The sequence below is a fragment of the Mangrovicoccus sp. HB161399 genome, from assembly GCF_013184745.1.
Lineage (GTDB): Bacteria > Pseudomonadota > Alphaproteobacteria > Rhodobacterales > Rhodobacteraceae > Mangrovicoccus.
Window position 1 is genome coordinate 34,665 of sequence record NZ_JAATVU010000013.1, and the last position, 14,506, is coordinate 49,170.

The window sequence follows — 14,506 nt, forward strand, 5'->3', positions numbered from 1 at the left end:
GCATCCCTGCGCCTGGACAGCACGCACGCCCCCATGCCGCCGCCGCGCGCTCTGAGCGGCGGCTGCCGGGCGCGATCCGCCCCTTTGCACGGGATCGCATGTCTCCGGCCGGATGATCCGGCAGAGGCCTCCGGGGAAAGGTGCGGATCCCGGAGGACGGGTCGGCGCCCGATGCCGGAACGCGGCCGACGCTCATAGCGCGCGGCGGCGGCGTCCCTCCAGCAGCCAGGCGGCGATCACCAGCCCCGCGGCCAGGAACAGGAAGGCCCAGGGCGGCAGCAGCGGCAGCACCCGCAGGTCGGCGGTGACATAGGCATCGCGCGGGGTGATCCCGATCCAGCCGCGTCCTGCCGCAGGACGGCCCGCGCGCACCTCACGCAGATCCGGCATGCCCGCCTCCAGCGGCACGACCCCGCCGCGCGTGCCGGAGACCAGCGGCGCAATGGCGTCGCCCGAGGCGATGGTCTGCTCGAACTCCCGCGGCGCCGACGGCCCCAGCGCGATCACCGCGTCGAGCGTGCCGTCGGTGATGCGGTAGAGCCCGATCTCCGGCGCGTCGAACTTGGCTTCGAACCGGCCCGGGCTGACCTCCTCGGGCACCAGGGTCCAGCTGTCGCCGCCCGGGCCCGTCACGGTGATGTCGCCGGTGCTGTCCTCCAGCGTGCGGCGGATCACGGTCATCGACTGGCCCTCGGCCTCGGCCCAGAGCGCCTCTTCCTCCAGCTCCGGCTCCTTCATCATCCAGTGCGCGAGGCGGCGCAGCAGCTCGAGCTGCGGACCGCCGCCCTCGAAACCGCGGTTCCACAGCCAGGCATGGTCGGAGGCCAGCAGCGCCACGCGCCCCTCGCCCACCCGGTCGAGCACCAGCAGCGGCTTGTCGTCCGGACCCGACATCACCGTCTCGCCGGATTTCTGGTCGAGGTCGATCATCCGGAACCAGCGGCCCCAGAACGGCGCCTCGGCGCCTTCGGGCGCGTTTTCCGCGCCCCAGGCGTCGAGCCCCTCGGTCACCGGATGGCGGCGGCCGAGATCGGTCAGCTGCGGCTTGAAGCCCTCCTCGTAGACCCGCGCGGTCGGTTCGGCCGGGATGATCTGGTTCAGCGGCGTGCGGTAGATCGAGGTGGCGCCGGCGAAGTCGGGACCGGCGGCGATCAGCACCGCGCCGCCGTCCTCGACATACTGGCGGATGTTGTCGAGATAGATCACCGGCAGGATCCCGCGCCGCTTGTAGCGGTCGAAGATGATCAGGTCGAACTCGTCGATCTTCTCCAGGAACAGCTCCCGCGTCGGGAAGGCGATCAGCGACAGTTCCGTCACCGGCACGCCGTCCTGCTTCTCCGGCGGGCGGAGAATGGTGAAATGCACCAGATCGACCGAGCTGTCGGATTTCAGCAGGTTCCGCCAGGTGCGCTCGCCCGCATGCGGCTCGCCCGAGACCAGCAGCACGCGCAGCCGGTCGCGCACGCCGTTGATCTGCAGCACGGCGGCGTTGTTGCGGTCGGTCAGCTCGCCGGGGCTGTCCTCCAGCGTGAACTGGATGACGTTCATGCCGCCATGGGGCAGCACCACCGGCAGGTCGATATCCTCGCCGACCGGCACCTGGTAGGTCCGCGCCTCGCCGCCGTCGAGCGCCAGCGACAGGTTCGCGGTCGTGCCGATGTCCTCCGGCACGTCGCCCTGGTCCTCGATCCTCAGCGTCAGGTGGAATTCCTCGCCGAGAATGGCGAAGGCCGGGGCGTTCTTGACGATCAGGCGGCGGTCCCAGTCGGTGCCGTGGCCGGTCATCAGCAGGTGCACCGGCGCGGGCACGGAGGGCATCTGCGCCATGTCGTGGATCTGCCCGTCCGAGACGACGACGATCCCGGCGACGCGGGCGCGCGGCTCGTCGGCCAGCGCCTCGGACACCGCCTGCATCACCAGCGAGCCCTCGTTGCCCTCGGCATCGTGCACGGTGATTTCGCGCAGTTCGGTATTGGGCCGCGCGGCGACCTCGGCGCGCAGCGTCTCGAGCGCGTCCCCGGTCTGCGCCGCCCGGTCGGACAGCTTCTGGCTGGCCGTCTCGTCGATCACCGCGATGACGATGTCCGACAGCGGCGCCCTGTCCTCCTCCTGCAGCGAGGGGTTCGCGGCGGCGCCGAGCAGCGCGACCGCGGCCAGCGCCCGCAGCCACCAGCCCGACAGCCGGTTCACCGCGGCGAAGATCACCAGCGCGGCCGCTGCGGCGGCCAGCACCCAGACCAGGCCGAGCGGAACGAGCGGGGCGAAGATTACCTGGTCCATGGCTCAGTTCCCCAGCCGGTCGAGCAGGGCCGGCACATGGACCTGGTCGGACTTGTAGTTGCCGGTCAGCACATGCATCACGAGATTGACGCCGAAGCGGTAGGCGACCTCGCGCTGGCGCTCGCCGCCGAGGCCCGAGCCCACGCGCAGCAGCGGCTGGCGGCGGTCGTCGGTCGCCCAGGCCCCGGCCCAGTCATTGCCGCCGATCACCACGGGCGTCACGCCGTCATTGAGATCGCGGAAGGGCATGCCCTCCACCGCCTGCGCGCCGGGCGGCGCCGCCTCGACCCAGACCTCGCGCCCGGCGAAGCGGCCCGGAAAGTCCTGGATCAGGTAGAAGGCGCGGGTCAGCACGTGGTCCTCGGGGATCGGCTCCAGCGGCGGGATGTCGAGCCCGGCGGCGATTTCCTGCAGGCGGCGGCTTTCCGGCGTGGTGCCGCCATAGCCCGAGACATTGGCGTCGCGGGTGTCGAAGACGATCATGCCGCCCGTCCGCAGGTAGCGGTTCAGCTTGGCATAGGCCTCGGCCGAAGGCAGCGGCTGGTCCGCCGTCACCGTCCAGTAGATCAGCGGGAAGAAGCTCAGCTCGTCGGTCTCGACATCGACCTCCGTCGGGTCGGCGGGCTCGATCGAGGTGCGGGCGTAGAGCACGTCGGAAAGACCGGCCAGACCGGCGCGGGTGATCTCGTCGACCCGCGCGTCCCCGGTGCGGACATAGGCCAGCGTGACCTCGGACGTGGCCGCGATCGCCTTGGCGTCGGCCGCGTCCTGCGCCTGCGCGCCGCCCTGCGGCAGCCCGGCGAAAAGCGCGGCCAGCAGCAAGGCCGCAGTGCCTGCGCGCCGCAGCCGGGGCATCTTGCCCGAAAGCCACATCGAGGCCAGCAGGTCGGCCATCAGCAGCAGCAGCGCCGCGGAGAGCACCCCGCCCTTCAGCGGGGTTTCCTTCCGGACGTCCAGCCCCTCGACCGGGATGCGCTCCGGCCAGGCGGTCGGGGTCAGCACGGTGTCAGCTCCAATCACGTTCAGCGCCAGCCGGCGGTCGCCCTCGGCATAGACCCCCGGCGGCATGTCTGCGGCGGGCACCGCGGCGGCCAGCCGCTCGCCGGGCACGCCCGCCATGGTTCCCGCCTCGCCCGAGGCGCCGAACCCGTCGATCAGTTCCTCGGCCACCCAGGTGGTTCCGGCCAGCGCCTCGGCATCGGGCCGCGCGCTGCCCGCCGCCACGGCGAGGCGTTCCAGCATCGACATGAAGAGGCCCGAGAGCGGCAGGTTCGACCATTCGGCATTGGCGGTGACGTGGAACAGCACCACCTGGCCGTCGCCCACCGCCTTGCGGGTGACCAGCGGCGTGCCGTCCTTCAGCGCCGCGATGGTGCGCTCGGCGAGGTCGGGATCGGGCTGGGCCAGCACCTGCGCGGTCACGGTCACTTCCTCGGGGACCTCCAGGCCGTAGAAGGGCGAGTCCTCGGCGAAGGGCATCAGCGTCTTCGGCGCGCCCCAGCTCATCGCGCCGCCCACCGACCGGCCGCCCTCGCGCAGCCGCACCGGCATCAGCGGGTCCTCGCTGTCGCGGCTGACATCGGAGGCGGCCAGGCGCGGCCCGGCGAAGCGCAGCAGCAGGCCGCCCTTCTCCACCCATTCGCCGATCCGGTCCTCCTCGGCGGGCGACAGCCGCGCCACGTCGGCAAGGATCAGCACGTCGGGATTGGCCAGCAGCATGTCGTCGAGGTCGGTCTCCAGCAGGTCGGCATTCGGCGCCAGGGCCTGGCGCAGGTAGTGCAGCTGCGACAGCAGCTCGAATCCCTCGCCCTCGCCCTGCCCCGACAGCAGCGCGATCTCCCGGCGGCGCAGCGAGTCGTCGGTCAGGCTGACCGCCCCGGCGGACCGCACGGCCTCGATCTCGAAGCGGGTGACGCGGTTCCGGAGTTCCGCAGGCAGGCTCAGCTCCACCGTGGCCTCGGCGGCGCCGGGCTCGAAGGCGCCCGCGGCACGGGCCAAGATGCGCTCCGCCCCGGTCGGGTCGAGCCCGCGGGCGGCGACCGCGAACTCCGTCCCGTCGCCGGTGCGGGCGCGGATCGCTGTGAGCTTGATGATGCCGTCCTCGTAGACGGCGGGCTTCAGCCCCATGACCGGACGCGGCCCCTCGAAGACCCGGACAGTGCCGCGATCCTCCAGCGCCGCCAGCAGGCCGGACCGCCCGTCGCGCGCGATCCCGTCCGACAGCCAGAGCGTGTCGAAGCCCTCGTCCGGCAGCGCCGCCGCCCAGTCCGCCACCGCTTCCGGCGCGGGCTCCCAGGGGGCGGGCTGCAGCGAGGGCAGCCGGGTCAGCCAGGCCTCGGCCGACTGGAAGGCCGGCGCGCCCGGTTCCAGCGCGGTCAGGGCCGCGACCGCCACCGGACGGCCGTCGCGCGCCGCCTCGGTCAGCGCCGCATCCACCCGGTCGATGCGGCGGCTCCAGTCGCCGGCATCCGCCCAGCTGCCGTCGAGCAGGATCAGCAGCGGACCGCGCCCGCCCTCGGTCTGGGAGGGATTCAGCACCGGCCCGGCGAAACCGAGGATCACCAGCGCCACCGCCGCCATGCGCAGCAGCAGCAGCCACCAGGGCGTGCGGTCGGTCTGGCTTTCGTCGTCGCTCAGCCCGAGCAGCAGCGCCACGCCGGGAAAGCGGCGGCGGATCGGCGCGGGCGGCACGGCGCGCAGGATCACCCAGAGGACCGGCAGGGCCAGCAGCGCGAACAGGAGCGCCGGGGCGGTGAATCCCAGGGAGCCGAGGGTGAGCATCAGCGGGTCTTCTCCATCGCGCCGTAAAGCCAGAGCAGCGCGGATTGCGCGCTCTCGCCGGTATGGTGGCAGGCGAACTGCCAGCCGGTCAACCGCGCCAGATCGGCAAGCCGCGCCTTGCGCTCGGCCAGCCGCTCCAGATAGCGGCTGCGCAGGCTGGCCGCCTGCAGCGTTTCATGCGCGATGCCGCCGCCCATGCTCTCGAAAACGGTGCGCCCGTCGAAGGGGAACGCCTCCTCGTCCGGATCCAGCACCTGCAGCAGCGCGCCCCGCACGCCGCGGTCGGCCGCCTGGGTCAGCGCCGCCTCGACCCGGTCGAAGGGGCCCATGAAATCCGACACGAAGAGCGCGCGGGATTTCGTCATCATGCCGCGGATGTCCGGCGCTCCGTAATCGCCGCCGCCGCCGCGCAGCAGACCCTCGGCGATGCGCAGTAGCTGGATTTCGCCGGTTCTCGGCGGCACGTCTAGGCCGGTCAGCCCGACCCGCTCGCCGCCGCGCAGCAGCAGGATCGCGACCGCCATTGCCAGCGTCCGCGCCCGGGCGGCCTTGGGCGGCACGCCCTTGGAGGCGAAGTCCATCGATTGCGCCCCGTCGACCCAGAGCAGCACGGTCTGGCTGGCTTGCCATTCTCGCTCCCGGATGAACTGCTGGTCCGACCGCGCCGAACGGCGCCAGTCGATCAGCCGCGCCTCGTCGAAGGCCTGGGCCGGGCGGTACTGCCAGAATTCCTCGCCCGATCCCGGGCGGCGGCGGCCATGCGCGCCCAGCAGCATGTTGGCCGCCAGATGCTCCGCATCCGCCAGCAGCGGCGGCAGCGCGGCGGAAATGTCCTGGGCGTCATGTCTCAGTTCGGCAGGGGTGCCGGTCATGCGGCGGCCTCCGTCACCGCGGCCAGCCGCGCGGCTTCCCAGTCCCTGTAGGTCTGGCCGGTGCTCTCGACGCGCCATTCGACCGGTCCGGCGCAGGAGCGCCCGGCGACGACGGCCCCCGCCGCGCTTGTGCTGTTGAAAGCGTAGTCGCGCACGAAAACCAGCCGCCCCGGTTCCGTCGTGGGCACGAGCACGCCGGAGGCGACGAGATCCTGATGGATCTGCGCATAGGTCCGCGGCGCCGCGCCCGAGCATTCCGCTCTGGCGAAGGACCCTTCGCGCACGAAGAATTCCCCGCCGATCTGGCTGGCATGCGCCACGAGGGAGTGCTTGGCCATGCGAAGCTCGAAGGCTGTCGCACCCGACGGCGCCGGCACCCCGCTGCCGGATTGCGGGTCATTGGCAATCTGGCCGGCCGACGCCGAAATCGCGCGCCGCCGGTCATCGAAAGCGGACACCCCGAGCGCCGGCAGCACCACGCGCAGTTCCGAGAGGAAGCCTTCCATATTCGCCGCCTGCGCCTCCGACAGCCCCGCCCCGCCGGGGATGTTGCCATTCTCCAGATCGCGGCCGAGGCCGCGGGCGGTCTCGACCAGCCGCGCCTCGATATAGCGCGCATGCGCCTTGTTGAGCGCATCCGCCCGCGCCGTGACAAGCACCGCATGGTCCCACCAGTCGCGGCCGGCGGCATGCTGCCGGAGCCGCACCGACAGGCGCTCGGTTTCGCCGATATAGAGCCGCACGCGGCCCTCGCTCTCGCCCATCAGCAGGTGGACGCCGGTATGGCCCGCCTCGGGGCGGCGCAGCGCGGTTTCCAGCCGCACCCACGGCACCATCAGCACATGGCCCGTCCAGTTGAACATCTCGGCCGTCACCAGCCCGTCCGGCGTGCCTTCGACGAAATAGAGCTCCAGGGACCTGCCCCGGCCCGGATCGGTCATGCCGCGGCCTCGACCTTCGTCATCTGGGCGGCGACGGTGCGGATCAGCGCCTCGAGGTTCTGGCCGCGGGCGCGCGCCGCGAAGGTCAGCTGCATCCGGTGGGTCAGCACCGGCACCGCCATGCGCGAGACATCCTCGGCGGTCGGCACCAGCCGTCCCTCCAGCAGCGCCTGGGCGCGCACGGTCAGCATCAGAGACTGCGCCGCGCGCGGGCCTGGGCCGAAGGCAACCATCTCCCTGACCTGCTGCGGCGCGGTCGGATCGTCGGGACGGCAGGCGCGGACGAGGTCGAGGATCGTCTCCACCACCGCGTCGCCCACCGGCATCCGGCGCAGCAGCGTCTGCGCCGCGATCAGCTTCTCGGACGTGAAGACCTGCGTCGATTCCGCGTCGACCACCCCGGTCGTGGCCAGCAGGATGTCGCGCTCGGTGTCGCGGTCGGGGTTCGGCACGTCGATCTGCACGAGAAACCGGTCGAGCTGCGCCTCGGGCAGCGGATAGGTGCCCTCCTGCTCGATCGGGTTCTGCGTGGCAAGCACGTGGAAGGGCTGGCCGAGCGCGTGCTCCGCCCCCGCCACGGTGACGTGCTTCTCCTGCATCGCCTGCAGCAGCGCGGATTGGGTCCGCGGAGAGGCGCGGTTGATCTCGTCGGCCATCAGGAGCTGGCAGAAGACCGGCCCGCGGATGAAGCGGAAGCTGCGCGTGCCGTCCTCGGCGGTCTCAAGCACTTCCGACCCGAGGATGTCGGCGGGCATCAGGTCGGGGGTGAACTGGATGCGGTTGTCCTGCAGCCCCATCACCTTTCCGAGCGTGCCGACGAGGCGGGTCTTGCCCAGCCCGGGCAGGCCGATCAGCAGCGCATGGCCGCCGCAGAGCAGCGCGGCCAGCGTCAGGTCGACGACGCGTTCCTGGCCGATGAACCGCTTGGTGATGCTCTCCTTGGCCGCAGCCAGGTCATGCCCCAGATCCTCGATCTCCTGCACCAGGTCGGTTCCGTCGGTCATGACTTTCTCCTATTCCGGGGTATGTTGCCATCATAGAGCCACGTCTCCGGACAGTTTCAAATGACAAATGACGGAAAACCGCAAAACATCGTGAGCCCGGAAATGACCACCGACGCCGACAGCCTGATGAAATCCGCCGCCCGCGCCGCCAAGAAGGGCCCGCCGCCGGTTCACCTGTGGAATCCGCCTTTCTGCGGCGATATCGACATGCGCATCGCCCGCGACGGCACGTGGTTCTACATGGGCACGCCGATCGGCCGGCCCGCCATGGTCAAGCTGTTCTCGTCCATTCTCAAGAAGGAGGGAGATGCCTATTTTCTGGTCACTCCCGTCGAGAAAGTGGGCATCCAGGTCGATGACGCGCCCTTCCTGGCGGTGGATTTCACCGTCTCGGGCGAGGGCGCGGAGCAGGTCCTGACCTTTGCGACCCATGTCGGCGACGAGGTCGCGGCCGGGCCCGATCACCCGGTCCGGGTGGAGACCGGCGCCGATGGCGAGCCCTCCCCCTACATCCATGTCCGCGCCGGGCTGGAGGCGCTGATCGACCGCAAGAGCTTCTACCGGCTGGTGGAGCTCTGCGCCGAGAAGGACGGCTGGTTCGGCCTGTGGTCGGGCGGCGCGTTCTTCCCGGTGGCGCCCGCGGCGGCCCTTCCGCAGTGACGGCGGGGCCGGGCGACGGCGAGGGTCCGGGAGAGGGACGGCCCTCTCCCGGCCTGGCCCGATTTCCCCTTTCGCGCCGCGGCGGGCTCTTCTAGGTAGGTCCGGAAAACGGCAAGGAGCGCGCGGCAATGGCCTTCGGCAAGGGACACCATCTGCATCTCATCGACGGATCGGCCTTCATCTTCCGGGCCTATCACGCCCTGCCGCCGCTGACGCGGAAGTCGGACGGGCTGCCGGTCGGCGCGGTGGCGGGCTTCTGCAACATGCTGTTCAAGTATGTGGAGGACAATGCCGGCCCCGATGCGCCGACCCATGCGGCGGTAATCTTCGACCATTCCGGCAAGAGCTTCCGCAACGATCTCTACGACAAGTACAAGGCCAACCGTCCCCCTGCCCCCGAGGACCTGGTGCCGCAATTCCCGCTGACCCGCGAGGCGACCCGCGCCTTCAACATCGCCTGCCACGAGATCGAGGGCTTCGAGGCCGACGACATCATCGCGACGCTGGCCTGCCGCGCGCGCGAGGCGGGAGGCCGCGTCACCATCATTTCCTCGGACAAGGACCTGATGCAGCTCGTGGGCGACGGCGTCGAGATGCTCGACGCGATGAAGAACGCGCGCATCGGCATCGAGGGCGTCGAGGCCAAGTTCGGCGTGACCCCCGACAAGGTGGTCGACGTGCAGGCGCTGGCCGGGGACAGCGTCGACAACGTGCCGGGCGCACCCGGCATCGGCATCAAGACCGCCGCGCAGCTGATCAACGAGTACGGCGACCTCGAGACGCTCCTGGAGCGCGCCTCCGAGATCAAGCAGCCGAAGCGCCGCCAGACGCTGCTCGACAATGCCGAGCAGATCCGCATCTCCAAGCAGCTGGTGCAGCTCGATTGCGGCATGGATCTGGATTTCACGCTCGACAGCCTCGAGGTGAAGGAGCCCGAGGCCGAGGCGCTGGTCGGCTTCCTCAACGCGATGGAGTTCCGCACGCTCACGAAGCGCGTCGCCGACAAGCTCGGCGCCGAGACCCCGCCCGAACCGAAGGCGCCCGAAGCGCAGGCCGCCGCACCGGCGGAGGACCAGCCTTTCGACGCGGAGAAATACGAGACGGTCAGCGGCGCCGCGGCGCTGCAGGCCTGGATCGACCTCGCCTATGCCCGCGGCTGGGTGGCCGTCGACACCGAGACCACCGGCCTCAACGAGATGGTGGCCGATCTGGTCGGCGTCTCGCTGGCGGTGGAAGAGGGCCGCGCCTGCTACATCCCGCTGGCCCACAAGGCCGAGGCGGAGGATGGCGGGCTGTTCGGCAGCGACGCGCTGGCCGAGGGCCAGATGCCGATGAACGAGGCGCTCGACATGCTCAAGCCGATGCTGGAGGACCCGCAGATCCTCAAGATCGGCCAGAACATGAAATACGACATGAAGATCCTCGCCCGCTACGGGATCGCGGTCGGGCCGATCGACGACACGATGCTGATGAGCTATGCCCAGCACGCGGGCCTGCATGGCCACGGCATGGACACGCTGAGCGAGAGATATCTCGGCCACACGCCGATCCCGATCAAGCCGCTGCTGGGCACGGGCAAGTCGGCGATCACCTTCGACCGGGTGCCGCTGGAAAAGGCCGTGCCCTATGCCGCCGAGGATGCCGACATCACGCTGCGCCTCTGGCACTGCCTGAAGCCGGGGCTTCACAAGGCCAAGGTGACGACGGTCTACGAGACGCTGGAACGCCCGCTGGTCCCCGTGCTGGCGCAGATGGAGCGCACCGGCATCAAGGTCGACCGCGACGTGCTGAGCCGCATGTCGAACGCCTTCGCCCAGAAGATGGCCGGGCTCGAAGCCGAGATCCACGAGCTGGCGGGCGAGACCTTCAACGTCGGCTCGCCGAAGCAGCTGGGCGAGATCCTGTTCGACAAGATGAGCCTTCCGGGCGGCAAGAAGGGCAAGACCGGCGCCTGGTCCACGCCCGCCGACGTGCTGGAGGATCTGGCGACCGAACATGACCTGCCTGCCCGCGTGCTCGACTGGCGGCAGCTCTCCAAGCTGAAATCGACCTACACGGACGCGCTGCAGGACCACATCAACGCCGAAACCGGCCGGGTCCATACCTCCTACTCGATCGCGGGCGCCAATACCGGCCGCCTCGCCTCGACCGATCCGAACCTGCAGAACATTCCGGTCCGCTCCGAGGAAGGCCGCCGCATCCGCGAGGCCTTCGTCCCGGAGAAGGGCAACGTCCTGGTCTCGCTCGACTACTCCCAGATCGAGCTGCGCATTCTCGCCCATATCGCCGGGATCGAGGCGCTGAAGGAGGCGTTCCGCGACGGCCAGGACATCCACGCCGCCACCGCATCCGAGATGTTCAACGTGCCGCTCGACGAGATGACGCCGGAAATCCGGCGCCAGGCCAAGGCGATCAACTTCGGCGTGATCTACGGCATTTCGGGCTTCGGGCTGGCGCGCAACCTGCGCATCCCGCGTGCCGAGGCGCAGGGGTTCATCGACCGCTATTTCGAGCGCTTCCCCGGCATCCGCGACTACATGGACGCGACCAAGGCCTTCGCGAAGGAGCATGGCTATGTCCAGACGCTCTTCGGCCGCAAGATCCACACGCCCGAGATCAACGCCAAGGGGCCGCAGGCGGGCTTCGCCTCGCGCGCCGCGATCAACGCGCCGATCCAGGGCACGGCCGCCGACGTCATCCGCCGCGCGATGATCCGCATGCCCGCCGCCATCGAGGGGCTGCCTGCCAAGATGCTCCTGCAGGTGCATGACGAACTGATCTTCGAGGTGGAGGAAGGCGCCGTCGACGAGACCATCGCCCGGGTGCGCGACGTCATGGAGGGCGCGTCCATGCCCGCGGTGGAACTGGCCGTGCCGCTGACCGTCGATGCCGGACAGGGGCAGAGCTGGGCCGAGGCGCATTGAGGCTGTTCGCCCGGCTGGCGCTGGCCGCCTGGACGGCGGGGATGCTGTTCATCCTCCTCGTCGTCGCCACCTGGTTCGCCACCGAATGGATCGCGCCTGCGGCGGGGCCCGTCGAATTCGGCGCCGGCCAGGCCGAAGCCCTGCTGCACGGCCTTGCCACGGCCGCCGCCGTGCTGCTGCCGCCGGCCCTGGCCGCGGCTGCCATCCTCAGGATCGCCCTGGCGGTTTCGCCCCTGCGCCTGACCGCGAAGCGGATCGCCGTCTTCGGCGCCGCCACCGTGCTGGCCGGCATGCTGCTGCAGCCCGTCATCGCCGAAACCCGCTGGGACCCGTGGGAATATGTCCGCTCGGCCTTCGCGCTGACCGTCATCGGCGGGACGGCCGGCTTCGGCGGCTGGTGCGTCGCCTTCGGGCCCGGCGGCGAGGCAGGCGGCCGCGCCGCGCGCAGGCTCCGCCGTCCCGGAGGGGCGGAACGCTCCGCCCCCCTCTGAACGCCGTTCAGCTGTCCGCCGGAGCCGACGCGCCGAGCGCCAGCGGCAGGTGCTTCTGCAGCTGCTTCGACATGTAGCCGTCGCGCAGGGCGTTCAGATAGTTCTTGGTGGAATGGTCCTGGCCGTCATGGACGCCTTTCGGGCTCATGGCCAGCACGTTCCCGACATGGGCGAAGCCCAGCCACTTCGGCGGCAGCCCGCAGACCAGGTCATCGGCGCGCTGGATGTTCAGCACCCAGTGCCTGCCCTGCGGGCGCTTGGTCTTCTTGAACCTGCGGATCCGCTGCGTCAGCGGCGAAGCGAAGGCGATGGTCGGCACGCGCAGCGACGACCCTACGATTTGCGCCGAGGCGGCTCCCAGGGAGTGGCCAATGATCAGCTTCGGCGGCGAGGACAGCCCCGACGCGAAGGCAAAGACGGTTTGGGCATGCTTGAGGAATCCCGCGTGCCATTCGTATTTGCCGCTGTCGCCCATCGCGGTCTGGCGCGCGACGCTCTCGAAGACGTCGATATTGATGCCGAGCCAGTCATAGACCTCGTTCGATCCGTCGATCAGCAGCGTGCCGTCGGACGTCACTGCCGCCTGCACGCCGTTATTGTCGAGCCTGGCGACGATCCTGTCGTCCGCTTTTCCCTTGAGATACGCGCGGCAGAGGCGCACCGCCCCGACCAGATCGTCGAGTCCAACCTTGATTTCCATCTTCTCAAATCCTTGCTTGCTGAAATACCGCAAGGATTGCAGGCGAATGACCCAAGGCAAAGAGAGGATTGCCGCCCGCGTCGGGATTCAGCCCGCCTGGCTCATGCCCATGCTGGCCAGGATCGCCTGGGCGCGATCCTCCTCGACATAGAGCTTATCGCAGTAGGGGCACTCGACATAGCCCTTGTCCGGATCCACCGTCAGCCACACCCGGGGATGTCCCAGAGCGCCCTCGCCGCCGTCGCAGGCCACGCGATGGGCCGAAGTGATCTGGAATTCGGGCGGCTTGATGGCCATGGGGGGACTCCTCCTGCTTGCCGGGACGGGCCTGTCGGCTTAGGTCAGCGTTACGGGATGCGCCCCTGCCGGGCAAGCGGTCCCTTCCGCTATACTAGAGGCCAGGATGTCACAGAACGCAATCGAGATCGAAGGCCTGCGCAAGACCTATGCCGCGCAGAAGGGCGCCCCCGCCAAGGATGCGCTGAAGGGGATCGACCTGAAGATTCCGCAGGGCTCCATCTTCGGCCTGCTCGGCCCGAACGGCGCGGGCAAGTCGACGCTGATCAACATCCTCGCCGGGCTGGTGCGCAAGACTGCCGGGACCGTGCGGATCTGGGGTTTCGACCAGGACGTGAACCCGCGCCAGTCGCGCGCCTCGATCGGGGTGATGCCGCAGGAGCTGAACATGGACCCGTTCTTCTCGGCCCGCGGCGCGCTCGACGTGCAGGCCGGGCTGTACGGCGTGCCGCGCAGCCAGCGGAAGACCGACGAGATCCTGGAACTGGTCGGGCTGACCGACAAGGCCGACGCCTATTCCCGCACGCTTTCGGGCGGCATGCGGCGGCGGCTGCTCCTCGGCAAGGCGCTGGTCCATGCGCCGCATGTGCTGGTGCTCGACGAGCCGACGGCAGGCGTCGACATCGAGCTGCGCCAGATGCTGTGGCGCAACGTGCGGCGGCTGAACGAGGAGGGCATGACGATCATCCTGACCACGCACTACCTCGAAGAGGCGCAGGACATGTGCGGCGAAATCGCGATCATCAACCAGGGCGAGCTGGTGGTGCAGGACACGACCCCGAACCTGCTTGGCCGCCTCGACGCCAAGACGCTGGTGATCGAGCCCGAATCCCCGCCGCCTGCCCTGCCCGCCATCGACGGCGTGGAGGTCGGCACCCGTCCCGGCGGCGCCATCGCCTTCGACTACCGCCGCAGCGTCACCTCGCCCGGCGCGATCCTGGAGGCGGTGCGCAACGCCGGCATCCACATCCGCGACGTGCGCACCGAGGAGGCGGACCTCGAGGACGTCTTCCTCGCCCTCACCCGCAAGCCCGACGCCGCCTGATCCGCGCTCTGCGCAGCGGCGGTTTTCCGTTGCGGCGCACCGCTTCCCCGGACCTCCTCTCGCCAGGCTGGCGCACCGGACCAATTGCCGGTGCCGCGCGCGATTGCCGGACCGGAGTTTCCGCCATGACGGGCATTTGCGCCCTTCCCTGCGCCGCCGTGACGGCCCTCGCCGCCCCCGCGAGCTCGGCCACGCCCGATTTCGGCTTCTCCTTCGCCGCCGTCAGGAAATTTCAATCATGTGGTGGAGGGCATCGGCTTCGGACCGGGGGAGAACGCAACCTGTCCCGCCGCGGGCATGGGGTCACCTCGGACATTGCCGGCTTCGGGACCGGCGGGCATCGCACCGCAGCCCGCAACGCCCGAACCGTTTCCGGCAGAACAGCCACCTGCGTGCGCTTCGGCACGGCAACCGCGCCACCGGGCGCGACCTGCTGCTGCCTCGGGACCGGCGGCCCTCCGGGCTTCCGCGGCGGCCTCCCGGCATCGCCGACCTCCGTCCATTTCAGCCT

At 70.1% G+C, this 14,506-nt stretch carries 11 protein-coding genes; 4 read left to right on the plus strand and 7 right to left on the minus strand.

Annotated elements, in window-relative coordinates; genetic code table 11:
• Positions 1-192: 192 nt before the first annotated feature.
• Genes HCC78_RS09550 through HCC78_RS09570 form a run of 5 tightly spaced genes read right to left on the minus strand, consistent with a single transcriptional unit; the run spans position 193 to position 7,878 of the window.
• The gene (locus tag HCC78_RS09550) at positions 193-2,280 is read right to left on the minus strand and encodes a hypothetical protein (RefSeq protein WP_172328541.1); all 2,088 of its coding nucleotides are present in this window, start codon (positions 2,278-2,280) and stop codon (positions 193-195) included.
• Between the two features lie 3 nt (positions 2,281-2,283).
• The gene (locus HCC78_RS09555) at positions 2,284-5,061 is read right to left on the minus strand and encodes a DUF4159 domain-containing protein (protein WP_172328542.1); all 2,778 of its coding nucleotides are present in this window, start codon (positions 5,059-5,061) and stop codon (positions 2,284-2,286) included.
• Complete coding sequence (locus HCC78_RS09560) at positions 5,061-5,933, minus strand: DUF58 domain-containing protein (protein WP_172328543.1); 873 nt, start codon at positions 5,931-5,933, stop codon at positions 5,061-5,063. The genes HCC78_RS09555 and HCC78_RS09560 overlap by 1 nt, the downstream gene beginning before the upstream one ends.
• On the minus strand, positions 5,930-6,874 hold the full coding sequence (locus HCC78_RS09565) for a GIY-YIG nuclease family protein (RefSeq protein ID WP_172328544.1): 945 nt from the start codon (positions 6,872-6,874) through the stop codon (positions 5,930-5,932). The genes HCC78_RS09560 and HCC78_RS09565 overlap by 4 nt, the downstream gene beginning before the upstream one ends.
• Complete coding sequence (locus HCC78_RS09570) at positions 6,871-7,878, minus strand: MoxR family ATPase (protein WP_172328545.1); 1,008 nt, start codon at positions 7,876-7,878, stop codon at positions 6,871-6,873. Before HCC78_RS09570 ends, HCC78_RS09565 begins: the two co-directional genes overlap by 4 nt.
• 102 nt (positions 7,879-7,980) lie before the next feature.
• Between HCC78_RS09570 and HCC78_RS09575 the strand changes: the two genes are divergently transcribed.
• The 3 genes from HCC78_RS09575 to HCC78_RS09585 all read left to right on the plus strand — a co-directional run bounded on the left by HCC78_RS09575 (position 7,981) and on the right by HCC78_RS09585 (position 11,953).
• The gene (locus tag HCC78_RS09575) at positions 7,981-8,538 is read left to right on the plus strand and encodes a DUF1285 domain-containing protein (protein ID WP_172328546.1); all 558 of its coding nucleotides are present in this window, start codon (positions 7,981-7,983) and stop codon (positions 8,536-8,538) included.
• Positions 8,539-8,666: 128 nt separating this feature from the next.
• Entirely contained in the window at positions 8,667-11,462 is a 2,796-nt protein-coding gene (gene polA, locus HCC78_RS09580; RefSeq protein WP_172328547.1) for a DNA polymerase I, read from the plus strand.
• Entirely contained in the window at positions 11,459-11,953 is a 495-nt protein-coding gene (locus tag HCC78_RS09585) for a hypothetical protein (protein WP_172328548.1), read from the plus strand. The genes polA and HCC78_RS09585 overlap by 4 nt, the downstream gene beginning before the upstream one ends.
• Before the next feature lie 7 nt (positions 11,954-11,960).
• On the opposite strand, the gene HCC78_RS09590 is transcribed toward HCC78_RS09585, so the two are convergent.
• Together HCC78_RS09590 and HCC78_RS09595 are read right to left on the minus strand one after the other, a co-directional pair.
• Positions 11,961-12,653 carry a hypothetical protein gene (locus HCC78_RS09590; RefSeq protein WP_172328549.1) on the minus strand — a complete coding sequence of 231 codons (693 nt, stop codon included), beginning with the start codon at positions 12,651-12,653 and terminating at the stop codon, positions 11,961-11,963.
• Between the two features lie 87 nt (positions 12,654-12,740).
• The gene (locus HCC78_RS09595) at positions 12,741-12,950 is read right to left on the minus strand and encodes a zinc-finger domain-containing protein (RefSeq protein ID WP_172328550.1); all 210 of its coding nucleotides are present in this window, start codon (positions 12,948-12,950) and stop codon (positions 12,741-12,743) included.
• A 106-nt stretch (positions 12,951-13,056) separates the two neighbouring features.
• Here HCC78_RS09595 and HCC78_RS09600 point away from each other — a divergent pair, with 106 nt between their 5' ends.
• The gene (locus HCC78_RS09600; protein WP_172328551.1) at positions 13,057-13,995 is read left to right on the plus strand and encodes an ABC transporter ATP-binding protein; all 939 of its coding nucleotides are present in this window, start codon (positions 13,057-13,059) and stop codon (positions 13,993-13,995) included.
• Positions 13,996-14,506 lie beyond the last annotated feature (511 nt).

Coding starts and splice junctions, on each gene's coding strand:
- HCC78_RS09550 (WP_172328541.1), bottom strand. CDS start 2,280: ATGGACCAGGTAATCTTCGCCCCGCTCGTTCCGCTCGGCCTGGTCTGG.
- HCC78_RS09555 (WP_172328542.1), bottom strand. CDS start 5,061: ATGCTCACCCTCGGCTCCCTGGGATTCACCGCCCCGGCGCTCCTGTTC.
- HCC78_RS09560 (WP_172328543.1), bottom strand. CDS start 5,933: ATGACCGGCACCCCTGCCGAACTGAGACATGACGCCCAGGACATTTCC.
- HCC78_RS09565 (WP_172328544.1), bottom strand. CDS start 6,874: ATGACCGATCCGGGCCGGGGCAGGTCCCTGGAGCTCTATTTCGTCGAA.
- HCC78_RS09570 (WP_172328545.1), bottom strand. CDS start 7,878: ATGACCGACGGAACCGACCTGGTGCAGGAGATCGAGGATCTGGGGCAT.
- HCC78_RS09575 (WP_172328546.1), top strand. CDS start 7,981: ATGACCACCGACGCCGACAGCCTGATGAAATCCGCCGCCCGCGCCGCC.
- polA (WP_172328547.1), top strand. CDS start 8,667: ATGGCCTTCGGCAAGGGACACCATCTGCATCTCATCGACGGATCGGCC.
- HCC78_RS09590 (WP_172328549.1), bottom strand. CDS start 12,653: ATGGAAATCAAGGTTGGACTCGACGATCTGGTCGGGGCGGTGCGCCTC.
- HCC78_RS09595 (WP_172328550.1), bottom strand. CDS start 12,950: ATGGCCATCAAGCCGCCCGAATTCCAGATCACTTCGGCCCATCGCGTG.
- HCC78_RS09600 (WP_172328551.1), top strand. CDS start 13,057: ATGTCACAGAACGCAATCGAGATCGAAGGCCTGCGCAAGACCTATGCC.